General features: G+C 60.5%; 17 protein-coding genes, 2 tRNA genes and 1 pseudogene. 16 read left to right on the top strand and 4 right to left on the bottom strand.

The features are described 5' to 3' along the window. Positions 1-15 precede the first annotated feature (15 nt). The 3 genes and pseudogenes from ACLBW8_RS11355 (at position 16) to ACLBW8_RS11345 (ending at position 3,379) form a co-directional block, all read left to right on the top strand. Complete coding sequence (locus tag ACLBW8_RS11355; RefSeq protein WP_064450408.1) at positions 16-1,305, top strand: adenylosuccinate synthase; 1,290 nt, start codon at positions 16-18, stop codon at positions 1,303-1,305. 112 nt (positions 1,306-1,417) lie between these two features. Then, a pseudogene (locus ACLBW8_RS11350) lies at positions 1,418-2,473 on the top strand (methyl-accepting chemotaxis protein); the annotation flags it as partial. A 21-nt stretch (positions 2,474-2,494) separates the two neighbouring features. Continuing rightward, the gene (locus tag ACLBW8_RS11345) at positions 2,495-3,379 is read left to right on the top strand and encodes a methyl-accepting chemotaxis protein (RefSeq protein ID WP_447805519.1); all 885 of its coding nucleotides are present in this window, start codon (positions 2,495-2,497) and stop codon (positions 3,377-3,379) included. A 91-nt stretch (positions 3,380-3,470) separates the two neighbouring features. On the opposite strand, the gene ACLBW8_RS11340 is transcribed toward ACLBW8_RS11345, so the two are convergent. The 4 genes from ACLBW8_RS11340 to ACLBW8_RS11325 form a co-directional block, all read right to left on the bottom strand. Beyond that, positions 3,471-5,036, bottom strand: coding sequence for an ABC transporter permease (locus ACLBW8_RS11340; protein ID WP_447805385.1), 1,566 nt, complete (start codon positions 5,034-5,036; stop codon positions 3,471-3,473). After that, entirely contained in the window at positions 5,036-6,061 is a 1,026-nt protein-coding gene (locus ACLBW8_RS11335; protein WP_064450411.1) for an extracellular solute-binding protein, read from the bottom strand. The genes ACLBW8_RS11340 and ACLBW8_RS11335 overlap by 1 nt, the downstream gene beginning before the upstream one ends. Before the next feature lie 157 nt (positions 6,062-6,218). After that, positions 6,219-6,305 (bottom strand) — tRNA-Leu (locus ACLBW8_RS11330). A gap of 177 nt (positions 6,306-6,482) precedes the next feature. Beyond that, positions 6,483-6,569, bottom strand: a tRNA-Leu gene (locus tag ACLBW8_RS11325). A 224-nt stretch (positions 6,570-6,793) separates the two neighbouring features. Here ACLBW8_RS11325 and rnr point away from each other — a divergent pair. The 13 genes from rnr (at position 6,794) to ACLBW8_RS11260 (ending at position 25,166) form a co-directional block, all read left to right on the top strand. Beyond that, positions 6,794-9,427 (top strand): ribonuclease R, encoded by a 2,634-nt coding sequence (gene rnr / locus ACLBW8_RS11320; protein WP_447805384.1) that lies wholly within the window; start codon positions 6,794-6,796, stop codon positions 9,425-9,427. Beyond that, a complete protein-coding gene (rlmB, locus tag ACLBW8_RS11315; RefSeq protein WP_064450413.1) occupies positions 9,424-10,179 on the top strand; it encodes a 23S rRNA (guanosine(2251)-2'-O)-methyltransferase RlmB in 756 nt (251 codons plus the stop codon). The genes rnr and rlmB overlap by 4 nt, the downstream gene beginning before the upstream one ends. A gap of 338 nt (positions 10,180-10,517) precedes the next feature. Further along, the gene (gene rpsF / locus ACLBW8_RS11310; protein WP_003217491.1) at positions 10,518-10,940 is read left to right on the top strand and encodes a 30S ribosomal protein S6; all 423 of its coding nucleotides are present in this window, start codon (positions 10,518-10,520) and stop codon (positions 10,938-10,940) included. Between the two features lie 28 nt (positions 10,941-10,968). Then, entirely contained in the window at positions 10,969-11,199 is a 231-nt protein-coding gene (gene rpsR / locus ACLBW8_RS11305) for a 30S ribosomal protein S18 (RefSeq protein WP_002551829.1), read from the top strand. Positions 11,200-11,235: 36 nt separating this feature from the next. Beyond that, complete coding sequence (locus ACLBW8_RS11300) at positions 11,236-12,129, top strand: hypothetical protein (protein WP_447805383.1); 894 nt, start codon at positions 11,236-11,238, stop codon at positions 12,127-12,129. 18 nt (positions 12,130-12,147) lie between these two features. Then, positions 12,148-12,594 carry a 50S ribosomal protein L9 gene (rplI, locus tag ACLBW8_RS11295; protein WP_003171376.1) on the top strand — a complete coding sequence of 149 codons (447 nt, stop codon included), beginning with the start codon at positions 12,148-12,150 and terminating at the stop codon, positions 12,592-12,594. Between the two features lie 110 nt (positions 12,595-12,704). After that, complete coding sequence (gene dnaB / locus ACLBW8_RS11290) at positions 12,705-14,099, top strand: replicative DNA helicase (protein WP_064450415.1); 1,395 nt, start codon at positions 12,705-12,707, stop codon at positions 14,097-14,099. Positions 14,100-14,289: 190 nt separating this feature from the next. Continuing rightward, a complete protein-coding gene (locus ACLBW8_RS11285; protein ID WP_064450416.1) occupies positions 14,290-16,593 on the top strand; it encodes a YgiQ family radical SAM protein in 2,304 nt (767 codons plus the stop codon). A 204-nt stretch (positions 16,594-16,797) separates the two neighbouring features. Further along, complete coding sequence (locus tag ACLBW8_RS11280; protein WP_064450417.1) at positions 16,798-17,721, top strand: hypothetical protein; 924 nt, start codon at positions 16,798-16,800, stop codon at positions 17,719-17,721. Next, positions 17,714-18,163, top strand: a complete 450-nt coding sequence (locus ACLBW8_RS11275; protein ID WP_447805382.1) for a hypothetical protein — start codon at positions 17,714-17,716, stop codon at positions 18,161-18,163. Before ACLBW8_RS11280 ends, ACLBW8_RS11275 begins: the two co-directional genes overlap by 8 nt. Before the next feature lie 176 nt (positions 18,164-18,339). Next, a complete protein-coding gene (locus ACLBW8_RS11270; RefSeq protein WP_447805381.1) occupies positions 18,340-21,630 on the top strand; it encodes a transglutaminase family protein in 3,291 nt (1,096 codons plus the stop codon). A 159-nt stretch (positions 21,631-21,789) separates the two neighbouring features. Beyond that, positions 21,790-24,276 carry a circularly permuted type 2 ATP-grasp protein gene (locus tag ACLBW8_RS11265; RefSeq protein WP_447805380.1) on the top strand — a complete coding sequence of 829 codons (2,487 nt, stop codon included), beginning with the start codon at positions 21,790-21,792 and terminating at the stop codon, positions 24,274-24,276. Beyond that, positions 24,276-25,166, top strand: a complete 891-nt coding sequence (locus tag ACLBW8_RS11260; protein ID WP_262666883.1) for a transglutaminase family protein — start codon at positions 24,276-24,278, stop codon at positions 25,164-25,166. The genes ACLBW8_RS11265 and ACLBW8_RS11260 overlap by 1 nt, the downstream gene beginning before the upstream one ends. The last annotated feature ends 20 nt before the right edge of the window (positions 25,167-25,186 follow it).

Here is a 25,186-nt window from a genome sequence, read left to right as displayed (position 1 = left end):
ATGAGGACAAGTGTTATGGGTAAGAATGTCGTAGTCCTGGGCACCCAATGGGGTGATGAGGGCAAAGGCAAGATCGTTGATCTGCTGACCGAACATGCTGCCGCCGTAGTGCGCTATCAAGGTGGCCACAACGCTGGCCACACCCTGGTCATCGATGGCGAAAAAACCGTCTTGCACCTGATTCCGTCGGGCGTCCTGCGCGAAGGCGTGCAGTGCCTGATCGGTAACGGCGTGGTGGTTGCACCTGACGCCCTGCTGCGCGAGATCATCAAGCTGGAAGAGAAAGGCGTACCGGTGCGCGAGCGCCTGCGTATCAGCCCGTCCTGCCCGCTGATCCTGTCCTTCCATGTAGCGCTGGACCAGGCCCGTGAAAAGGCCCGTGGCGAGCTGAAGATCGGCACCACCGGTCGCGGCATCGGCCCCGCGTACGAAGACAAAGTGGCTCGTCGTGGCCTGCGTGTGGGCGACCTGCTCAACATGCCGCGTTTTGAAGACAAGCTGCGTGAACTGGTGGAATACCACAACTTCATGTTGGTCGGTTATTACAAAGAACCCGCCATCGACTTCGAAACCACCCTGGCCGAGTGCAAGGAATACGCTGAGCTGCTCAAGCCGCTGATGCTGGACGTGACTGCCGAGCTGCACGACTTGCGTCGTGCTGGCAAAGACATCATGTTCGAAGGCGCCCAAGGTTCGTTGCTCGACATCGACCACGGCACCTATCCGTACGTGACCAGCTCCAACACCACCGCCGGTGGCGTTGCTACCGGTTCGGGCGTTGGTCCTATGTTCCTGGACTACATCCTGGGCATCACCAAGGCTTACACCACGCGCGTAGGTTCGGGTCCGTTCCCGACTGAGCTGTTCGACGAAGTCGGTGCGCACCTGGCCAAGCAAGGTCACGAGTTTGGCGCGACCACTGGCCGTGCTCGTCGTTGTGGTTGGTTTGACGCCGTTATCCTGCGTCGCGCAATCGATGTGAACAGCATTTCGGGCATTTGCCTGACCAAGCTGGACGTACTCGACGGTCTGGAAGCCATCAACATCTGCGTCGGCTACAAAGATGCAGAAGGTAAGGACGTTGCTCCGACTGACGCTGACAGCTACGTGGGCCTGCAGCCTGTGTACGAAGAAGTGCCGGGCTGGACCGAATCGACCGTGGGTGCCAAAACCCTGGAAGAGCTGCCAGCCAACGCTCGTGCTTACATCAAACGCGTCGAAGAGCTGATCGGTGCGCCGATTGACATTATTTCGACGGGGCCGGACCGCAACGAGACCATCGTTCTGCGTCATCCGTTCGCGTAATAAGCTGTTGATGTAAAAAGTAAAGGGCTCCTTCGGGAGCCCTTTTTTATTGGCGCCAGGCAAACGGCACGACCCTTGCTTTGGTTCTCTCTTTCGCGGTGCTATCAAATTAATGGCACCCGTGGTGGAGGGATTCCCAGTGTCTGCTGTTCTCTCACTGTTACAAAGCCGGCTGTTGCGGCCGGTGTTCGTTACCCTAGGTATCGCTCTTTTGGTGCAAGTGCTGGTGGCTGTCGCTCTGACGAGGAGCACGGTCACTGCATTGGAAGCTGATTTGGGCAATCGCCTGGGTATCGACAGTCAGAAACTCTCCGGTGAACTGGCGCAAGCCGGCAAGGAAGTCACATCGAGTCTGGACAGCCTGTCTTCCAGTACCCGTCAGCGCCTGACCGCAGGACTTTCCACGCGACTGCAGGAAGAGCAGAAGCAATTGCGTGCGACCCTGGAAAAAGACCTGCAAGACTCCGCCAATGATATGGCGCAACTGCTGGCCTCGGTGGCGCCGCGTGCCATGTGGGACAGCGACGTGCCGACCTTGTCGGAGTTTGCCCGACGCGCCCAGCGCAATCCCAACGTGTTGTTCGTGGTCTACGACGACGCTGCCGGTGAGCATCTGACCCGTTATCTCAACCGTGATAACCCGATCAACCAGGCATTGCTGGCGAAAGGGCAGGGCGACCGCGCCCTGGATAAAGTGCTGGACGCTGCGAAGGCTGATCCTGCTGTTTACTACGTTGAGGCATCGATCAGCCCCAACGGCGTCGAGATCGGCAAAGTCCGCATGGGGGTTTCGACGGCGTCCGTGGAGACTGATCTGCAAGCGCTCGATAAACGTTTTGCCGCACTGATCGCCAGCAGTGATCAGTTGGTCGGTGACAGCCTCAAAGGGGCTGCCGCGGACAGTGCGTCAGCCATGGGCGCGCGCCTGCAATCGGCGCAAGCCACCGCCACCCAGATGACCGCCAACACCACCAGCGCCGTACAGGACGCCGCAGGCACCTTGCGCTGGCGTATCGGCATGGGGCTCGCCGTGGTGGGGTTCGGCGTGTTGCTGCTGATCGCTATCGTGCTGGGGCGTCGTGTGGTCAACCGCCTGAAGCTGTTGATTGCGGCCATGGATGACTTGGCGGCGGGCGAGGGCGACCTCACCAAGCGCGTGCAGATCAGCAGCAAGGATGAAATCGGCGACATGGCCTCGGCGGTCAATCGCTTTGTGGATAAGTTGCAGCCGATCGTGCGTGAGGCGGGGGATGTGGCCCAGCGTACCGGCGTGGAAATCGGCGCCATGACCTTGCGCAATGCCGGTGCCGACAAGGCAGCCGGTTTGCAGCGTGATGAAGTGGCCGAGAGCTTGCGCGCGCTGTCGCAAATGGCAGACGAGGCCCAGGCCGAAAGCCATGCGATGCAAGCGGCGTTGCAACAGGTGGTGGAAATCCGCCAGGCAACGGATGAAAACTCGCGCACTTCAGCGGAGGTCGGCAGCTTGATCGAAGCGCTGGCGGGGCAGGTGCAGGCGGGGTCTCAGGTTATTGAGCGCTTGGCGCAGCAAAGCGAACAAATTGAAGTGGTGCTGACAGTGATTCACGGCATTGCCGAGCAGACCAACTTGCTGGCGCTTAACGCCGCGATCGAAGCCGCGCGTGCCGGTGAGACCGGGCGTGGCTTCGCGGTAGTGGCCGACGAGGTGCGTGCCCTGGCCAGCAAAACCCAGAGTTCCACGGGTGATATCCAGGCGCATATCGTGGCGTTGCAGCAGGGCGCACGTGAGGCGGTGGACACCATCGGCAAGGCGGGACGTCAGGCGAGCGAAGGCTTGCTAGTGCTGCGCGACAGCGTGCGCCTGCAGCAGACGGTGCAGGCTTCGGTGGAGCAGGTGCATGCGGCGATTGGCTTGGCGACGCGTGCGGCTGAGCATCAGGCTCAAGGCGCGCATGCGGTGCGTGGGCGGGTCGAAGTGATTCACGCCCAGGCCGAGCGCGCCGCGCAGGCGGTGGTGGAAACCACGGCCAGTGGCAAGGTGCTGGATGGGTTGGCGGCGCAGTTGAAGGCAAGCCTGGGGCAGTTCAGGGCTTGATGTCGCCTGGGAGGGCTCTTTCGCGAGCAAGCCCGCTCCCACATTGGAATACGTTTCAAATGTGGGAGCGGGCTTGCTCGCGAAAGCTATTTCAGCGGCTCAGATACATCCGAGTCGTAAGCAGATACACCGGCAACCCCGACACCAGAATCAACAACGCCGCATAAGGCGCCGCCGCTGCAAACTCCACATTCGAGGTATGCGCCCACACGGCGGTGGCCAGGGTGTTCAGCCCGGTCGGGCTGAGCAGTAACGTCGCCGTCAATTCCTTCATCGCATCCAGAAACACCAGCGCAAACGCCGCGCCCAGTGCCGGGAAGATAATCGGCAGGGTCACTCGGCAAAACGCGCTGAAAGAGGACGCGCCCAGTGTGCGTGCGGCTTCCTCCAGCTGCGGTGCTGCCTTGTTGAGTGCTGTGCGAATCGGTGCCTGGGCCAGCGGCAAAAACAGCAGCGCGTAAGCGATCAGCAGCAACGCCGACGTCTGATACAGCGCCGGCACATAATGCAGCGCGAAATACACCAGCGTCAGCGCGATCACCAGGCCAGGCAGGGCGTGCAGCAGATAAGGCAGGCGTTCAGCCCAGATCGCCAGTGAGCCTTTGTAGCGCACCACCAGCAGGCCCACCGGCACGGCCAGGATCAGGCAAAGCGCGGCGCCACCCAGTGACAGCGCCAGGGAAGACAGCAGTGCCTCGCCGATTTCGGCCACGGGAAATGCCGCCGACGAACCCACCGCCAGCCAGTAGCCGAGCATCCCCAAAGGAATGCCGCTGCCAATGATCGCCAGCGCCAGGCAGTAGAGTTGACCGAGTGGCGCCCATTTACCCAATTGAACCTGCTCAGCATGCCGCGCCGCGCCCTGCCCGATGCGTACATGTCGGCCCTTGCCGCGTACGCGCAGCTCCAGCCACAGCAGCGTCAGGCACATCACGAGCAACACCGCCGAGAGCATCGCGGCATTGGCATTGCTGAATTCCAGTTCGAATTGTTGGTAGATGGCAATGGTGAACGTCTGCAGGCCGATGATCGACAGCGCGCCGAACTCCACCAGCATATGCAGGGCGATCAGCAGTGCACCCGCGAGTAGCGAAGGCCAGAGCAAGGGCAGCGTAATACGGAAAAACACGCCCCAACGATTCTGCCCCAGGGTGCGGGCCGACTCTTCAAGGGACGGGTCCAGATTGCGCAAGGTTGCCGCTACCGGCAGAAACACCAGCGGGTATTTGGACAGGGTCATCACCAGGATCGCACCGCCCAGCCCTTCGAAGTTGGCGCTCAGCGATACCCAGGTAAAGCTGCTGACAAACGCCGGTACCGCAAACGGCAGGCACAGGATCACGCCCCAGATGCGTCGGCCCGGCAGGTTGCTGCGTTCGAGCAGCCAAGCCAGTGAAAGGCCGATCACGCCGCAGGCCAGGGTCACTCCGACCATCAAGGCCAGGGTGTTACGCAGCAGCCCAAATACATAGGGCCGCCACAGCAGATGCACCGCCTCCGTCCAGCCCGCCTGCCAAGCCTTGGTCCCGACATACAGCAGCGGCAACAGGCTCAACCCCACCAGGAACAGAACAGGGAGTAACAGCCAGATCGAGGGACGTTTGCGTCGCGGGCTGAAATCCCCACGCAAGGTGGGGGCGAGTGGCGGTGGGTTCATCAGTTCAAGCCAACGTCACGTTCCAGGTCCAGGGCTTCTTCGGCGTTGCCCAGGTCGGCGGGAGTGACTTTCGGCGGTTGCAGCTCGCTGAAAGGCTTGAGGCCACGGTTGGATTCCATACCCTTGCGCAGCGGGTATTCAGCCGAGGTATCGGTGATTACGCGTTGGCCTTCTTCGCTGGTCATGAATGCCAGCAGTTGCTGGGCTTCTTTCGGGTGTTTGCTGGATTTCAGTGCGGCAGCGGAAGACACGGTGATCAGGCCGCCGGCATCACCATCGGTGAAGTAATGCAGTTGCGAATCCAGATTGGTTTTTTCTTTCTTCAGGGCAAACCAGTAGTAGTTGTTCACCAGCACGGTGGCCACTTCGCCGTTTTCCACCGCTTTGAGGGCGACCATGTTGTTGCTGTACACCTTGCCGAAAGCACGCAGGCCGGTCAGCCATTCTTCAGCGGCTTCACGACCGTGCAGCTTGATAATCGCCACAGCTTGTTCCTGGAAGGCGCCGCTGGTAGGTACAAAGCCGACTTTGCCTTGCCACTCGGGCCCGGCGAAATCCAGTACCGATTTAGGCAGGTCTTTTTCGGCAATCAGTTTCGGGTTGAACGCGACGACGCGGGTGCGTGCGGTCACGCCCATCCAGTCAGCGTTTTTGCCTACATAGTCTTTGGGTAATACGTCGAGGGTGCTGGCGTCGATCTTGGCCAGCAGGCCTTGCTCGCCGAGTTTGTTCAGCGGCGGCGATTCTTCGGTGTAGATCACGTCAGCGGGGGAGCGGTCGCCTTCTTCGACAACCTGGCTGGCCAGCTGGTTGCTGCTGCCTTTGCGCACATTGACGTGAATGCCGGTCTTGGCTTCGAAGGCCTTGGCGAGTTGATCGCCGACTTCTTTGTGTTGGCCGTTGTACAAGGTCAGTGACACCTTGTCGGCGGAATAGGCGGCGGGCGAGAGCAGGGTCAGGCTGAGCAGGGTGAGGGTCAGGCCACGCAGAAGGGATGTTTTGAGACGGGTATTGCTTATGGTCATCCGAAGCTTTCCTCGTATAAGTGCAACAAATCATTGCCGATTTGTATGAGCAGGATAAACGATAAAACTTCTCAAGTGCGGATGAGGGGGAAATCACTGGGGAGGTTTTTAAACCTCGGAAACGAAAAAACCCGCTTTCGCGGGTTTGATCTGAATTTGGTGCCCAGGAGAAGACTCGAACTTCCACGACCTTGCGATCACCAGCACCTGAAGCTGGCGTGTCTACCAATTTCACCACCTGGGCATTATCAACAACGCTTGCGCTGTTGATGGAGCGAACTATACGGAGGGCTTTTTGATCTGTAAACCCCTGATATCAAAAATATAAATCTATATTCTCGTTAAAAATCAAAGGCCTGAAACGCAAAAACCCGCTTTCGCGGGTTTTTGGAGACTCTAGGCGTAACCTTGAGTTTGAAATTGGTGCCCAGGAGAAGACTCGAACTTCCACGACCTTGCGATCACCAGCACCTGAAGCTGGCGTGTCTACCAATTTCACCACCTGGGCAGCATCAACAACGTTGCCGTCGTCGATGGCGCGCACTATACGGAGCGGATTTTAAGCTGTAAAGCCCTGCTGTGAAAAAAGCCTGGAAAATTTCGCCAATGGTCGTGCAAGGTGTCTGTCGGGGGCTACAAAGAGCTTTTAAAGGCTTGTTGACGTCTGAAATTTCCCGTTTCAATACGCGTATGCCAAACTAACCCGCATATAGACAAGGTGAAAACTCTCTAATGGCCGATTGGCAGTCCCTCGATCCCGAGGCCGCTCGTGAAGCGGAAAAATATGAAAACCCTATTCCTAGCCGCGAACTGATCCTGGCGCATCTCGCCGATCGTGGTTCGCCTGCTAGCCGCGAGCAGCTGGTTGAAGAATTCGGTCTGACCACCGAAGACCAGCTCGAAGCCCTGCGCCGCCGGTTGCGTGCCATGGAGCGCGACGCTCAACTGATCTACACCCGCCGTGGCACCTACGCGCCTGTGGATAAGCTCGACCTGATCCTCGGCCGCATTGCCGGTCACCGTGATGGCTTCGGCTTTTTGATCCCGGACGACGGCAGCGACGACTTGTTCATGAGCCCGGCGCAAATGCGCCTGGTGTTCGATGGCGACCGTGCTCTGGCGCGCGTTTCCGGCCTGGACCGTCGCGGTCGTCGTGAAGGCGTGATCGTCGAAGTGGTGTCGCGTGCCCACGAGTCTATCGTCGGCCGTTACTTCGAAGAGGGCGGTATTGGCTTTGTTGTGCCAGATAACCCCAAGGTCCAGCAGGAAGTGCTGATTACCCCGGGTCGCAATGGCGCCGCCAAAGTCGGCCAGTTCGTCGAGGTGAAAATCACCCATTGGCCAACTGCGCGCTTCCAGCCGCAAGGCGATATCGTTGAAGTGGTCGGCAACTACATGGCGCCGGGCATGGAAATCGACGTTGCGCTGCGCACCTACGATATTCCTCATGTCTGGCCTGAGGCTGTGCTCAAAGAAGCCGCCAAGCTCAAGCCGGAAGTTGAAGACAAAGACAAAGAAAAACGCATCGACCTGCGCCATCTGCCGTTCGTCACCATTGACGGCGAAGATGCGCGTGACTTCGACGATGCGGTCTACTGCGAAGCCAAGCCTGGCAAGCTGCGCCTGTTCTCCGGCGGCTGGAAGTTGTTCGTCGCGATTGCCGACGTGTCCAGCTACGTGAAGATTGGTTCGGCCCTGGACAACGAAGCTCAGGTGCGCGGCAACTCCGTGTACTTTCCTGAGCGCGTGATTCCGATGCTGCCTGAGCAGTTGTCCAACGGTTTGTGCTCCCTGAACCCGAAAGTCGACCGTTTGGCCATGGTGTGCGAGATGACTATCTCGAAAACCGGCGAAATGACTGACTACCAGTTCTACGAAGCGGTGATTCATTCCCAGGCGCGTCTGACCTACAACAAGGTCAGTACCATCCTGGAACAGCCGAAGACCAGTGAAGCCAAAGCACTGCGCGGTGAGTACGGCCATGTTGTGCCGCACCTCAAGCAGCTGTACGCGTTGTACAAAGTGCTGTTGGGCGCCCGTCACGTGCGTGGCGCGATCGACTTTGAAACGCAGGAAACCCGAATTGTCTTCGGCTCCGAGCGCAAGATCGCGGCGATCACCCCGACCACGCGTAACGATGCGCACAAGCTGATCGAGGAATGCATGCTGGCGGCCAACGTGGCCACTGCGGAATTCCTGAAAAAGCACGAGATTCCTGCGTTGTACCGGGTGCATGACGGCCCGCCGCCGGAGCGCCTGGAGAAGCTGCGCGCGTTCCTCGGCGAGCTCGGCCTGTCCCTGCACAAAGGCAAGGACGGCCCGACGCCGAAGGACTACCAGGCACTGCTCGCGAGCATCAAGGACCGTCCGGATTACCACGTGATCCAGACCGTGATGCTGCGCTCCCTGAGCCAGGCGGTGTACAGCGCTGATAACCAGGGCCACTTCGGCCTGAATTACGAAGCGTACACCCACTTCACGTCGCCGATTCGTCGTTACCCGGACCTGCTCACGCACCGCGCGATCCGCAGCGTGATCCATTCCAAGCAGAACACCCCGCACGTCAAGCGCGCCGGTGCAATGACCATTCCGAAAGCGCGGATTTATCCGTACGACGAAGCGGCCCTGGAACAGCTGGGCGAGCAGTGCTCCATGAGCGAGCGCCGTGCCGACGAAGCCACCCGCGACGTAGTGAACTGGCTTAAGTGCGAGTTCATGAAGGACCGCGTGGGCGAGTCGTTCCCTGGCGTCATCACGGCCGTAACCGGCTTTGGTCTGTTCGTTGAACTGACTGACATCTATGTCGAGGGCTTGGTGCATGTCACCGCCTTGCCGGGTGACTATTACCACTTTGACCCTGTGCATCACCGCCTGGCGGGCGAGCGCACCGGTCGTAGCTTCCGCTTGGGCGATACCGTTGAGGTGCAGGTCATGCGCGTCGACCTCGACGAGCGCAAGATCGACTTCGGTATGCCTGACAAGCCAGCCGAGCCGGCTGGCCGTAAGAAACGTGGCGGCGAGACGACTGCGCCGGCAAGCAAAGGCAAAGGTGCTCCTGCGAAAGCAGCGGTTGCCGAGCCTGCGCCAGCCAAGCCTGCTCGTCGTTCGTCTGCCAAGGACAAGGCCCCCGAAGCCTACCGTCCAAGCGATGCCGCGGCAAAAAACGCTGAACTGCGCAAGAGCCGCGAGTTGAAGCAGCAGTTGCTCAGTGAAGCCAAAAGCGGTGGTAAAGCGGCGTCTGGGGGAAAGTCCCGCGAGGCGGAAAAGCCGTCGAGCAAGCCGAGTAAACACCGTAAAGGCCCGCCTAAAGCGGGTTCGGCCCCCGCGAAAAGCGGCGGGTCGCGCAAACCTAAGGCCAAGTCATGAGTCTGGAAAAAATCTACGGCGTACACGCCGTAGAAGCACTGCTGCGTCACCACCCCAAACGCGTCAAGCAAGTGTGGTTGGCAGAAGGCCGCAGCGAACCGCGTGTACAAGCGCTGGTCGAGCTGGCTACCCAAAATAAGGTTGCCATCGGTCAGGCCGAGCGTCGTGAAATGGACGTGTGGGTAGAGGGCGTTCACCAAGGCGTGGTTGCGGACGTAAGCCCGAGCCAGGTCTGGGGCGAGGCGATGCTCGACGAGTTGCTCGACCGTACCGAAGGCGCGCCGCTGCTGCTGGTACTGGACGGCGTGACCGACCCGCACAACCTCGGCGCCTGCCTGCGTTCGGCGGACGCTGCCGGCGCGCTGGCGGTAATTGTGCCGAAAGACAAGTCGGCCACCCTGACGCCGGTCGTGCGTAAAGTTGCCTGCGGCGCGGCGGAAGTGATTCCGCTGGTGGCCGTGACCAACCTGGCGCGCACCCTGGAAAAACTCCAGCAGCGCGGCCTGTGGGTCGTGGGCACGGCAGGCGAGGCTGAGGTCAGCATTTATGACCAGGACCTCACCGGCCCGACCATTCTGATCATGGGCGCCGAAGGCAAAGGCATGCGTCGCCTGACCCGTGAGCATTGCGATTACCTGGTGCACCTGCCGATGGCCGGTAGTGTGAGCAGTCTCAACGTGTCGGTTGCTACCGGCGTGTGCCTGTTCGAAGCCCGGCGCCAGCGTGGCGTCAAGGCGAAGGCTAAAAAGTAATTTTGAGCCCGGCGTAGATCCAAAATGTGGGAGGCACTTGTTTGGGAGCTGGCTTGCCTGCGATAGCATCACCTCGGTATCACTGATACACCGAGGTGCCTGCATCGCAGGCAAGCCCGGCTCCCACATAAGACCCTCCCACATTTGTTTTGTGGTGAATTGGAGATTGTTCAAATAATCACCAATCACCTTGCGCGCTTTCTCCCCCTTCTCTACAATTGCGCCCCTTGCCTTCATGGCAGGCACGCATGTGCCTCCCTTTGGCAAGATCCATAAGTGTCATTCACTCCTTGTCTGACCGTTTTTGAGCGGCAGGCTACAACCCGTAAGGAGCATTCATGCGTCATTACGAAATCATCTTTTTGGTCCACCCGGATCAAAGCGAGCAAGTCGGCGGCATGGTTGAGCGTTACACCAAGCTGATCGAAGAAGACGGCGGCAAAATCCACCGTCTGGAAGATTGGGGCCGTCGTCAACTGGCCTACGCAATCAACAATGTTCACAAGGCTCACTACGTGATGCTGAACGTTGAGTGCACTGGCAAGGCCCTGGCCGAGCTGGAAGACAACTTCCGCTACAACGATGCAGTGATCCGTAACCTGGTCATCCGTCGCGAAGAAGCCGTTACCGGCCAATCCGAGATGCTCAAGGCTGAAGAAAACCGCAGTGAGCGCCGTGAGCGTCGCGACCGTCCTGAGCACGAAGGCGCCGAAAGCGCTGATAGTGATGACAGCGACAACAGCGATAACGCTGACGAGTAATCCACGGACCTTTTAAGGAGCCTATCAAATGGCACGTTTCTTCCGTCGTCGTAAATTCTGCCGCTTCACCGCTGAAGACGTGAAAGAGATCGATTACAAAGATCTCAACACTCTGAAAGCTTACGTATCCGAGACCGGCAAAATCGTTCCAAGCCGTATCACCGGTACCAAAGCACGTTATCAGCGTCAGCTGGCCACCGCTATCAAGCGCGCCCGCTTCCTGGCCCTGCTGGCCTACACCGACAGCCACGGCCGCTGAGACCGGGCAGTCGACAAGTAGTAAGGGATTGAATGCATGCGCGCCTTAGCTGAGTTCATCATGCGCGGTCGCGTGCAGGCCACTCTCGTAGTGGCTGGATGTGCGGCATTGCCGTTGCTTTATTGGTTGGGTGCTGCCGCAGGTTGCCTAGTGCTGCTGCGGCGCGGTTTGAAGGACGCCCTTGGCGTCCTTGCCCTGGGATTGTTGCCGGCCTTGATCTGGTGGCTGCAATTGGGTGATCCACGCGTACTTTTGGTACTGCTGGGGTCATCGAGCCTTGCGTTGGTTTTACGCGCAAGTGAGTCCTGGGTCCGTACGCTGCTGGGCAGCGTGGCATTGGGGTTGGTGTACTCAGTGATGCTTGGCGCGGCTTTCCGCCCGCAAATCGAGGCGCTGTCGCAGGAAATCGTCAAGATCCTGCCGATGGCTCTCGGGGATCTCTACCAGCAGTTGTCGGTAGATGAGCGAGCGCGGTTTGCGTCACTGATTGCCCCGGTCCTGACCGGCCTGATTGCGGCATTGTTGCAGGTCGTCAGCGTGCTGAGCCTGATTCTTGGGCGTTATTGGCAGGCGTTGTTGTACAACCCGGGTGGTTTTGGTCGCGAGTTTCGCAGTATCAGAATCCCCGCGGGGCCGGCGATGTTGCTGCTGGCGTGCATGGTTGTCGGGCCGAACTTCGGTCCACAGATGGCCTTGCTGGCGCCGATTTGCAGCGTACCGCTGGTGTTTGCCGGGTTGGCCCTGATTCATGGGCTGGTTGCGCGAAAGCGTCTGGCCAGGTTTTGGCTGGTGGGGTTGTACGTAACGCTGTTGCTGTTCATGCAGCTGATCTATCCGTTACTCGTGGTTTTGGCCATTGTCGACGGCCTGATTGATTTTCGCGGTCGTCTGGCGTCGAAAGACGCCGATAACGCGAACGGTGAAGGTTAAAAGTTAGAGGATTTTCACATGCAACTGATCCTTCTGGAAAAAGTCGCCAACCTGGGCAACCTGGGCGACAAAGTGAACGTTAAGGCCGGCTACGGTCGTAACTACCTGCTGCCTTACGGCAAAGCCACCGCTGCAACCGCTGCCAACCTGGCTGCGTTTGAAGAGCGTCGTGCTGAGCTGGAAAAAGCAGCAGCAGACAAAAAAGCTTCGGCCGAAACTCGCGCTGCCCAACTGGCTGAGCTGGAAGTGACTATCACTGCCACCGCCGGTGACGAAGGCAAGCTGTTCGGTTCGATCGGCACCCACGACATCGCTGATGCACTGACCGCTTCCGGCGTTGAAGTGCAGAAGAGCGAAGTTCGTCTGCCGAACGGCACCATCCGCAACGTAGGCGAATTCGACGTAGCCGTGCACCTGCACGCCGAAGTTGAAGCCACCGTACGCGTTGTCGTGGTAGCAGCTTAAGCAGCACCTAACTGACTGGCACCTCGCGTGTCAGCCAGTTAACATCGGGCACGATCCTGTTTACAGGTCGTGCCTTTTGTTTTTCTACAATCCCCTAATTCCAAGTGGCCATGAACGATATTTCAGCTCCTGAGCAATACGATCTGCAAACCGCTGCCCTGAAGGTGCCACCGCATTCCATCGAGGCCGAACAGGCCGTGCTCGGTGGCTTGATGCTGGACAACAACGCCTGGGAACGCGTGCTGGATCAAGTCTCGGACGGCGATTTCTACCGTCATGACCACCGCCTGATCTTCCGTGCCATTGCCAAGCTGGCCGACCAGAACTCGCCGATCGACGTGGTGACCCTGGCCGAGCAATTGGACAAGGAAGGCCAGACGTCCCAAGTGGGCGGCCTGGGTTACCTGGGTGAGCTGGCGAAAAACACGCCATCGGTCGCCAACATCAAGGCCTATGCGCAGATCGTCCGTGCGCGGGCCACGTTGCGCCAGTTGATCGGCATCGCCACCGAGATTGCCGACAGTGCCTTCAACCCCGAAGGCCGTACCGCTGAAGAGATTCTCGACGAGGCCGAACGGCAGATCTTCCAGATCGCCGAGGCCCGTCCGAAAACCGGCGGCCCGGTCAGCGTCAACGACCTGTTGACCAAGGCCATCGATCGGATCGATACCTTGTTCAACACCGACAACGCCATCACCGGCCTGTCCACCGGCTACACCGACCTCGATGGCATGACCAGCGGCCTGCAGCCATCTGACCTGATCATCGTCGCCGGCCGTCCGTCCATGGGTAAAACCACGTTTGCGATGAACCTGGTGGAGAACGCCGTGTTGCGCAGCGATAAGGCCGTACTGGTCTACTCGCTGGAGATGCCAGGCGAATCGCTGATCATGCGGATGTTGTCGTCCTTGGGCCGTATCGACCAGACCAAGGTGCGTGCCGGTCGTCTGGAAGATGACGATTGGCCGCGCTTGACCTCGGCCGTTAACCTGCTTAACGACCGCAAGCTGTTTATCGATGACACCGCGGGCATCAGCCCCTCGGAAATGCGCGCGCGTACCCGACGCTTGGTGCGTGAGCACGGCGATATCGCCCTGATCATGATCGACTACCTGCAACTGATGCAGATCCCGGGCTCCAGTGGCGACAGCCGTACCAACGAGATTTCCGAGATTTCCCGCTCGTTGAAAGCCCTGGCCAAGGAATTCAACTGCCCAGTGGTTGCCCTGTCGCAGCTCAACCGTTCCTTGGAGCAACGGCCGAACAAACGCCCGATCAACTCCGACTTGCGGGAATCCGGAGCGATCGAGCAGGATGCTGACGTAATCATGTTCGTTTACCGGGACGAGGTGTATCACCCGGAGACCGAGCATAAAGGCATCGCTGAAATCATTATCGGCAAGCAGCGTAACGGGCCAATCGGCACCACGCGGCTGGCCTTTATCGGCAAATACACCCGTTTCGAAAACCTGGCGCCGGGCAGCTACAACTTCGACGACGAGTAACTCTCCAGCGCCTGTAAGGGCCTCATCGCAGGCAAGCCAGCTCCCACATTGATGTGTAAATGCATTCAAATGGGGGAACTGGCCTGCCTGCGATGGCGTCACCACAATTCCGACCATTACCGTCGGAATTGGTCAAAATTTGTGCTATATTCCGCGCCCGCGATTTTTCATCTCAACACCGGTCACCGTCATGCAAACAGCCAAGCCGTTATTTGACTATCCCAAGTACTGGGCCGAATGTTTCGGTCCTGCGCCATTCCTGCCGATGAGCAGGGAGGAGATGGATCAGCTTGGCTGGGACTCCTGTGACATCATCATCGTCACCGGTGATGCGTACGTGGATCACCCCTCGTTCGGTATGGCCATCATCGGCCGGCTGCTGGAGTCCCAGGGCTTTCGCGTCGGGATCATTGCCCAGCCGAACTGGCAGTCCAAAGATGACTTCATGAAGCTCGGCGAGCCGAACCTGTTCTTCGGCGTCGCGGCCGGCAACATGGACTCGATGATCAACCGCTACACCGCCGACAAGAAGATTCGTTCCGACGACGCCTACACCCCTGGCGGTATGGCCGGCAAACGTCCGGACCGCGCGAGCCTGGTGTACAGCCAGCGCTGTAAAGAAGCCTACAAGAACGTGCCGATCGTACTCGGTGGCATCGAAGCGTCCCTGCGCCGCATCGCCCACTACGACTACTGGCAAGACCGCGTGCGCAATTCGATCCTGATCGACGCCTGCGCCGATATCCTGCTGTACGGCAACGCCGAGCGGGCTATCGTCGAAGTCGCCCAGCGTTTGTCCTGGGGCCACAAGATCGAAGACATCACTGACGTGCGCGGCACCGCGTTCATTCGCCGTGACACGCCTGAAGGCTGGTACGAAGTGGACTCCACGCGTATCGACCGCCCGGGCAAGATCGACAAGATCATCAACCCGTACGTGAATACCCAGGACACCCAGGCTTGCGCCATTGAGCAGGAAAAAGGCCCGGTTGAAGACCCGGAAGAAGCCAAGGTCGTGCAGATCCTGGCCAGCCCGCGCATGACCCGCGACAAGACCGTGATTCGCCTGCCATCGGTAGAAAAAGTCCGTGGTGACTCGGTGCTCTACGCTCACGCCAACCGCGTGCTGCACCTGGAAACCAACCCAGGCAACGCCCGTGCCCTGGTACAGAAGCACGGTGAAGTGGATGTGTGGTTCAACCCGCCTCCCATCCCGATGACCACCGAAGAAATGGACTACGTGTTTGGCATGCCTTACGCCCGTGTCCCGCACCCGGCGTACGGCAAGGAAAAGATCCCGGCCTACGACATGATCCGTTTCTCGGTGAACATCATGCGCGGCTGCTTCGGCGGCTGTACTTTCTGCTCGATCACCGAGCACGAAGGCCGGATCATCCAGAACCGTTCCGAAGAGTCGATCATTCGCGAAATCGAAGAGATCCGCGACAAGGTTCCAGGTTTTACCGGCGTGATCTCCGACCTCGGCGGCCCGACCGCGAACATGTACCGAATCGCTTGCAAGAGCCCGGAAATCGAATCTGCGTGCCGTAAGCCGTCGTGCGTATTCCCTGGCATCTGCCCGAACCTGAACACCGACCACTCGTCACTGATTCAGCTGTACCGCAGCGCCCGTGCGTTGCCGGGTGTGAAGAAGATTCTGATTGCTTCCGGCCTGCGCTATGACCTCGCGGTCGAGTCGCCGGAATACGTTAAAGAGTTGGTGACCCACCACGTCGGTGGTTACCTGAAGATCGCCCCGGAACACACCGAGGAAGGTCCGCTCAACCAGATGATGAAGCCGGGCATTGGCAGCTATGACAAGTTCAAGCGCATGTTCGAGAAGTACACCAAGGAAGCAGGCAAGGAGCAGTACCTGATTCCTTACTTCATCGCCGCCCACCCGGGCACCACCGATGAAGACATGATGAACCTGGCCCTGTGGCTCAAGGGTAACGGCTTCCGCGCCGACCAGGTGCAGGCGTTCTACCCGTCGCCGATGGCCACCGCCACCGCGATGTACCACTCGGGCAAGAACCCGCTGCGCAAGGTCACCTACAAGAGCGACGCGGTGACCATCGTCAAGAGCGAAGAGCAGCGCCGTCTGCACAAAGCGTTCCTGCGCTACCACGACCCGAAAGGCTGGCCGATGCTGCGTGAAGCATTGACCCGCATGGGCCGTGCCGACCTGATCGGGCCGGGCAAGGACCAATTGATTCCGCTGCACCAGCCGGCCACCGACAGCTACCAGAGCGCCCGTCGCAAGAACTCGACGCCGGCCGGCAGCCATAAGGTTGCCAAGGAAACCACCACCAGGATCCTCACCCAGCACACCGGTTTGCCGCCGCGTGGCAGTGATGGCAGTAACCCGTGGGACAAGCGCGAACAAGCCAAGGCTGCGGCCATGGTGCGCAACAAGCAGGCTGCCAAGGAGCGCGCCGATGCGGCGAAGGGCAAAGGCGGTAAGCCTGCGCGCAAGCCGGTCGTACCGCGTTGATCGCAGCCTGAATATGCAAAACGCCAGCCTTGTGCTGGCGTTTTGCTTTCTAGCGAGTGGGTAGACCGTTTGTTAAGGTGGTGGTCATTAGATCGCCATCGCAGGCAAGCCAGCTCCCACAGTTGGAACGCGTTCCCTTGTGGGAGCCGGGCTTGCCCGCGATGAGGCCTGCCAGGCCACCATCACCTTCAAGGAAGAACTCTCATGAGCAACCCCCTGCTCAGCATCGGCATGGACTCCAACCGCTCGCAGTTCATGGCGCGCCAGCGCATCGAAAGCCAGATCAACCTGCCACGCCTGTTTGCGGCCATTGACGCTGACCCCGGCATTGTCGGCGCGGGCGTTGTGTACATTGACGCCGACTTCAACGTCCTCACGCTGCGCGAATTTCAGCCCATCTGCAGCATCGCTCCTAAACGTTTGATCTTGCGTGAAGCGCAGAAGTACATCGCCCCGGCGCAGTTTGCGCAACAGGTCCAGGACAATCCCCGCGAATCGCGCCTGGTGGGAGAGGCGGTCAATACGTCTCTGTCCTGCGCGGGCGCGATCATCGGTTGGATCGTGGTGCTCAGCGGCACCGTCGCTGTACCGTTCACGGCGGGTGCCAGCAGCGTGATTACGGCCATCGGTTATACCGCTGCCACGGCCAGCACGCTCCAGTGTTTTGCCAGTGGCTATCGCGTCAGCAATGAGATCAGTGACCCCTCCAAAAATGACAAGCTCGACAGCTCGGAGTGGTATCAGTACACGATGATCGCGCTGGATGCTGCGTCGTTGATCGGGGTCGGTGCATCGACGCTGACCACGATTAAGCTGGTGCGGCTGAATCAGGCCGCCACCGGCAAAAGCGTGCGGGAGGTGCTACGAGGATTAACCCGGCAAGAGCGCGCCAAGCTGACGAAGGAGCTGCTAAGCATCCAGGACCCGCGAATGAGCGCCAAGATGCTCAAGTTGAAACAACTGTCTGGCGAGGCGACCAAGCGTTTCGCCCCCGCCCAGGTCAAGCATGCGACGGTGACCCAGATACAGGATGCCCTCGGCGCGGCGATCGGTTTTACCGGCAGTGCAATCTCGGGGAACGTACGCACCATTGCCGTGGGGCTGTATGAGGAAATGAGCGATGAATGAGCTACCCGGCATTCGCAGTTTTCTGGCGCAATACTTTCCGGTCTTTATGGGCGCAATTTTCGCGGCGGTGTTCAGCCTGGTGTTTGCGGTGCCGCTGATTTTCGACAGTTATTTCCCACGCTTGTCGATGGACGACAACCTCAAGTATTCCTTCCTGGGTGGCCTCGCGCTGACGTGGGGCATCGTGCAGTGCAACTTCATGATCGCGCGCGGGCGGCCGCAGTGGGTATGGCCGCTGGTGATGCTGCTTGCGCTCTGTGTTCTGGCAGTGCTGCCCACCATCGCCTTCGCTGCGCATCCGTTGTCCTATAGTTTGAGCCTGCTGTTCCCGCTGCTGGGATTGCTGCTGCTCAACAGCAAGCGTCACCGCGAGATGCGCCAGAAACTCGTTGAAGTGAGGCGGCTGCGCCAAGCCATCATCGCAACGCACAAAGCACGCTAGCTGGGTAGATTCACCACCCTGCGCCACAAATATGTGCAGCACTTGCACCAAGGCACCGCTGATGGCGCCGTTTTGGTGCTCTACTGCACTGGGTCTAACGAGAAAGCGCAATGACGGCTGCTCTGGCATAAGTCTTGCGCACGTTGTGTCCATGCCCTGGCTCGCAGGAGGCCGCCGTGTCGATTCATGTCGCGTTGCACCACGTTACGCATTACCGCTATGACCGCGCTGTCGAACTCGGCCCACAGATCGTGCGTTTACGCCCGGCGGCCCACAGTCGCACGCGGATTTTGTCCTACGCACTGAAAGTGCTGCCCGAGCAGCATTTCATCAATTGGCAACAAGACCCCCAAGGTAACTACCTGGCGCGTCTGGTGTTCCCGGAAAAGACGGACGAACTGCGTATCGAAGTCGACTTGGTCGCCGAGATGGCGGTGTTCAACCCGTTCGACTTTTTCCTTGAGCCCTACGCCGAAAAAATCCCCTTCAGCTACGCCGCTGACGAGCAGCGAGAGCTGGCGCCGTACCTGGAAACCCTGCCGCTGACGCCGAAGTTTGCCGCTTACCTGGCGGGCATCGACCGCACGCCCTTGCCGGCCGTGGATTTCCTGGTGGGGCTGAACCAGCGTCTGGCGGCCGATATTGGCTACTTGATCCGCATGGAACCGGGCGTGCAAACCCCGGAGTTCACCCTGCAAAACGCTTCCGGCTCCTGCCGCGATTCGGCCTGGCTGCTGGTGCAATTGCTGCGCAACCTGGGGTTGGCGGCGCGGTTTGTCTCCGGTTATCTGATTCAGCTCACCGCCGATGTCAAAGCCCTCGACGGCCCGTCCGGCACCGAAGTGGACTTCACCGACCTGCACGCCTGGTGCGAAGTGTATTTGCCCGGCGCTGGCTGGATCGGCCTGGACGCTACCTCAGGGTTATTCGCCGGTGAAGGTCATATCCCGTTGGCCTGTAGTCCTGATCCATCGTCCGCTGCACCGATCAGTGGGCTGGTGGAACCGTGCGAGTGCGAATTTACCCACGAGATGTCGGTGGAGCGCATTTGGGAAGCACCTCGGGTTACCAAGCCCTACACCGAAGAACAATGGCTGGCGATCCAGGCACTGGGCCGGCAGATCGATGGCGACCTGCTCAAGGACGACGTACGCCTGACCATGGGCGGCGAACCGACCTTCGTCTCCATCGACGACCCCGACGGCGCCGAGTGGAACACCGCCGCCCTCGGGCCGGACAAACGTCGGCTGTCCGCCGAGCTGTTCCAACGCATGCGTAAGCACTATGCGCCCAAGGGCCTGGTGCACTTCGGTCAGGGCAAGTGGTACCCCGGCGAGCAGTTGCCGCGCTGGTCGCTCAACTGCTATTGGCGGCGCGACGGCGTGCCGATCTGGCACAACAGTGCGCTGATTGCCGATGAGCAAGAAGATTATGCTGCCGATGGGGTGATGGCTGGGCGTTTCCTGGCCAGTGTCGCCGAACGCCTCAAACTGCCGGCGCACTTTGTATTCCCGGCCTTCGAAGACAATTTCTACTACCTGTGGCGCGAAGGTGCACTGCCGCAAAACGTCACCGCCCAAGACCCGCGCTTGAGCGACGACCTGGAGCGCGAGCGCCTGCGCAAAGTATTCAGCCAGGGCCTGGACAAAGTTATCGGCCAAGTGCTGCCGCTGGCGCGCACGGCGGCCAATGACCGCTGGCAGAGTGGGCGCTGGTACCTGCGCGACAATCACTGCCGACTGGTGCCGGGCGACTCAGCGCTGGGCTATCGTCTGCCGCTGGCCTCGCAACCTTGGGTGACGGCGGCGGAGTACCCGTTCGTGCATCCGACTGACCCTAACCAGGATCAGCCGGAGTTGCCGACCACCGCGCAACTGCAAAGCCATGGCGAACCCGCGCCAGCCGATGAACGCGTGCCTGAGGTCGACGAGTCCGCCGACTGGCTGACCCGCACCGCCTTGTGCGCCGAAGCGCGGGAAGGGCGCCTGTACCTGTTTATGCCGCCGCTGGAGCGCGTCGAGGACTATCTGGAATTGGTGGCCGTCATCGAAGCCACCGCCGAGGAGCTGCACTGCCCGGTATTGCTGGAAGGCTACGAGCCGCCGTTCGACACGCGTTTGAGCAACTTCCGGGTCACGCCGGACCCGGGTGTGATTGAGGTCAACGTGCAGCCGTCCGCCACCTGGGACGAGTTGGTGGAACGCACGGAATTCCTCTACGAAGAGGCACGGCAAACCCGCCTGACCACTGAAAAATTCATGATCGACGGTCGTCACACGGGCACCGGCGGCGGCAACCATTTTGTGCTGGGCGGCGCGACGCCCAAGGACTCACCGTTCTTGCGTCGCCCCGATTTGCTGCGCAGTTTGATCAGCTACTGGCATAACCATCCATCGCTGTCGTACCTGTTCTCCGGGTTGTTTATCGGCCCGACATCCCAGGCGCCACGGGTGGATGAAGCGCGTAACGACGCATTGTACGAGCTGGAAATCGCGTTCGCCCAAATGCCCGCCCCTGGCGAAGAATGCCCGCCATGGTTGGTGGACCGCCTGCTGCGCAACCTGCTGATCGACGTGACAGGCAATACCCACCGCGCCGAGTTCTGCATCGACAAACTCTACTCGCCCGACGGCGCCACGGGGCGCCTGGGCCTGCTGGAACTGCGCGCCTTTGAAATGCCACCCCATGCGCGCATGAGCCTGACCCAGCAATTGCTGCTGCGGGCCTTGGTCGCACGCTTCTGGCGTGAGCCATATGCGCCGCCGAAACTGGCGCGCTGGGGTACGCAATTGCACGATCGCTTCTTGCTGCCGCATTTTATCGAGCAGGATTTTGCCGACGTGATAGTCGAGCTGAATGCTGCGGGTTACCCGCTGCGGGCCGAATGGTTTGCCGCGCACCTGGAGTTCCGTTTCCCCAAGGTTGGCGACTATGCCGTCAGCGGCATCGAGCTGGAACTGCGCCAGGCACTGGAACCCTGGCACGTACTGGGCGAGGAGGGCGCGGTGGGCGGCACGGTGCGCTATGTGGATTCGTCCCTGGAGCGCTTGCAGGTGAAGTTGAGCGGGCTGGCGCCGCAGCGTTATCTGCTGACCTGCAACGGCATACCGGTGCCGCTGCAACCGACCGGGCGTGTCGGTGAGTTCGTGGCCGGCGTGCGTTATCGCGCCTGGCAACCGGCCAACTGCCTGCAACCGACTATCCCGGTGCACGCGCCGTTGGTGTTCGACGTGCTCGACACCTGGATGCAGCGCTCGCTGGGCGGCTGCCAGTACCATGTCGCCCACCCGGGAGGGCGCAATTACGACAGCTTGCCGGTGAATGCCAATGAAGCCGAAAGCCGGCGGATGGCGCGGTTTTTCCGCTTGGGGCATACCCCTGGCAAGCTCCCCGTGCCTTCCTTAATGGTTAATGATGAACTACCGATGACCCTGGATCTGCGGCGTTTCCCCAATAAAAATGACTGAATGCGATTTAAATGTGGGAGCTGGCTTGCCGGCGATAGCGATATATCAGCCAGCCAATAAGGTGACTGGAAAATCACAATCGCAGGCAAGCCAGCTCCCACAATAGATTGCAGTGAATTTGAGTTAATCTGACTTCCCTTGCCTTCTGCCGAGCGTTCCATGCCCGACTTGCTCGACCGTTACCCGCTGACCGCGGGCACTTATCACGAACTGCTGGACGACAGTGGCGCGGTGCGTGCCCATTGGCAGCGCTTGCTTGATCACCTGCAACGCAGCACGTCTGCGCAACTGGCCCAGCGCCAGGCACTGCTGACCCGGCAGATCCAGGAAAACGGCGTGACTTATAACGTCTACGCCGACCCCAAGGGCGCGGATCGTCCATGGGAGCTGGATTTGCTGCCCCATGTGCTGGCCGCCGATGAGTGGCAACACCTGTCGGCCGGTATCGCCCAGCGGGCGCGCCTGCTCAATGCCGTGCTGGCCGATCTGTATGGCCCGCAGCGATTGATCAAAGAGGGCCTGCTGCCGGCTGAGCTGGTGTTTGGGCATAACAATTTCCTGTGGCCCTGCCAGGGCATTCAGCCGCCGGATGGCGCGTTTTTGCACCTGTACGCCGTGGACTTGGCGCGCACGCCGGATGGCCGCTGGTGGGTCACCGCCGACCGCACCCAGGCACCGTCGGGTGCCGGTTATGCGTTGGAAAACCGTACCATCGTGTCCCGTGCGTTCCCGGACTTGTACCGCGATCTGCAGGTGCAGCACCTCACCGGTTTCTTCCGCACGCTCCAGGAAACCCTGGCCCGCCAGGCGCCCAGTGACGACCAGTCGCCGCTGATCGTGCTGCTGACCCCGGGGCGATTCAACGAAAGCTATTTCGAACACCTCTACCTCGCGCGCCAACTCGGCTACCCGTTGGTGGAGGGCGGCGACCTCACCGTGCGCGACAGCACCGTGTTCCTGAAAACCCTCAGCGGCCTGCGCCGGGTGCACGCGATCATGCGCCGCCTGGACGACGACTTCTGCGACCCGCTGGAGCTGCGCACCGACTCGGCCCTCGGCGTGCCCGGCCTGCTCGATGCCGTGCGCCAGGGCAATGTGCTGGTGGCCAATGCCCTCGGCAGTGGCGTACTGGAGTCGCCCGGGTTGCTCGGCTTTTTGCCGAAGATCAACCAGTTCCTGTTCGGCGAAGAATTGATCCTGCCGTCGATCGCCACTTGGTGGTGCGGTGAAGCACCGGTGTTGGCCGAGGCTTTGGAGAAACTGCCGGATTTGCTGATCAAACCCGCGTTTCCGTCGCAAAGCTTCAGCCCGGTATTTGGCCGCGATTTGAATGAGGAACAACGCCAGGCCCTGGCCGAACGCATGCGCGCAAGGCCTTACGCCTACGTCGCCCAGGAGCTGGCGCAACTGTCCCAGGCACCGGTGTGGCACACCGTCGACGACCATTTGCAACACCGTGCCATCGGCATGCGCGTGTACGCCGTGGCCAGTGATGACGGCTACCGTGTACTGCCCGGCGGCCTGACCCGCGTGGCGGCCGAGGCGGATGCCGAAGTGGTGTCGATGCAACGCGGTGGCGCGAGCAAAGACACCTGGGTGCTCAGCGAACGCGTTGCCGGTGGCGAGCATTGGCGTGCACAACGGGCGATCGGTGCCCATGACCTGGTGCGCCGCGACCCTTATCTGCCCTCTCGCGTGGTGGAAAACCTGTTCTGGTTTGGCCGCTATTGCGAGCGCTGTGACGACAGCGCGCGTTGGCTGCGTATCGTGCTCGCGCGTTATGTCGACGGCGACGATCCGCTGGCCTTGCAGGCGGCGGTCGAGCTGGGCGAGAGCTTGCGTTTGTTGCCGGAGGAGGGCGAGTTGCCTGAGCGCCTGCTCGCCGCCTTGCTGGGTGATGACTGGCCGTCGAGCCTGCGCGCCAACCTGCAGCGCCTGCAGTGGGCGGCGTCCCAGGTGCGCGGCAAACTGTCCCGGGAAAACTGGCAGGCCCTGGTCGAACTGCAACGCGAAGCCCTGGAGCTGGAAAGCGAAACCCCGGATTTTGGCGAATTGCTGGATTTTCTCAACCGCCTGGTGATGTCCCTGGCGGCGCTGTCCGGCTTTGCCCTCGACGACATGACCCGCGACGAAGGCTGGCGCTTTTTGATGATGGGCCGGCGCATTGAGCGCCTGCAATTTCTGAGCAGCAGCCTTGCGGCGTTCCTGCGTGGCGTGGCGGTGTTCGATCAGGCGGGGCTTGAGTGGCTGCTGGAGTTGGGCAACAGCAGCATCACCTATCGTTCGCGCTACCTGGCGGTGCCGCAGCTGATTCCGGTGCTCGATCTGCTGCTGCTGGACGAGCAGAACCCGCACGCGGTGCTGTTCCAGCTGAAACTGGTCAGCCGTACCTTGCGTCGCCTCAACGATGACTTTGCTGTGCCTCGTGAAACCGGGCTGGCGCCGTTGGTGGAGCGCCTGGCGTGTTTCGACCTGGGTTGCCTGGAGAACCCGTTGTTTGGCGAGTCCAGCGTGCGTGCCGCGCTGGATGGCCTGGCTGACTTGCTGCAAGCAGTCGCCGATGAGAGCGGGCAAGTGTCGGATCGCCTGGCCTTGCGCCATTTTGCCCATGTGGATGATGTCAGCCAGCAAACGGTGTCGGTGTGATGAGTGCGCGCTACCAGATTTTCCACGATACCCATTACCACTACGACAGCCCGGTCTCCCTGGCCCAGCAACTGGCGCATCTGTGGCCACGGCCTTGTGCCTGGCAGCGTTGCACCTCGCAGCAACTGGATATCAGCCCGGAGCCGTCTTCGCGCCGCGATGAGCTGGACGTGTTTGGTAACCCCATTACCCGGCTGGCCTTTGAGCGGCCCCACGATGAGTTGCTGGTGAATGCCGGGCTGACCGTGGAAGTGCTGGCGCGGCCGGTGTTGGATTTCCAGCAGTCGCCCGCCTGGGACCAGACGCGCGACAGCTTGACCTATAGCAGCCGGCCGGTGTCGGTGGAACTGGTCGAAGCCTGCCGCTATCGCTTCGAATCACCCTACGTGCACCTGAAAAAAACTTTCGTCGAGTTTTCCGAAAGCTGTTTTCCTCCCGGCGAGCCATTGCTGCTGGGTGTACAGGCGCTGATGGAGAAGATCTTCAGCGAGTTCACGTTCGATGCCGAAGCCACCCAGGTCGCCACGCCGCTGGTGGAAGTGCTGGAGCGCCGTCGCGGCGTGTGCCAGGACTTCGCCCATCTGATGCTCGCTTGCCTGCGCTCGCGGGGCCTGGCGGCGCGATACATCAGCGGTTACCTGCTCACTCAGCCACCGCCCGGCCAGCCACGGCTGATCGGCGCCGATGCGTCCCACGCGTGGGTCTCAGTGTATTGCCCGGTGTCGGGCTGGGTAGATTTCGATCCGACCAACAATGTGCAGCCGGCACTGGAGCACATCACCTTGGCCTGGGGCCGTGATTTCTCAGATGTGTCGCCGTTGCGGGGGGTGATTCTGGGGGGAGGGAGCCATGACCCGGAGGTGCGGGTGACGGTGATGCCGCTGGAGTGAGGGTGGGTTGGGGTGAGCAG

This window comes from Pseudomonas sp. M5A4_2d (genome assembly GCF_053345295.1).
The sequence above is the reverse complement of the archived record's forward strand: the minus strand, read 5'-3'. Positions and strand labels throughout refer to the sequence as shown.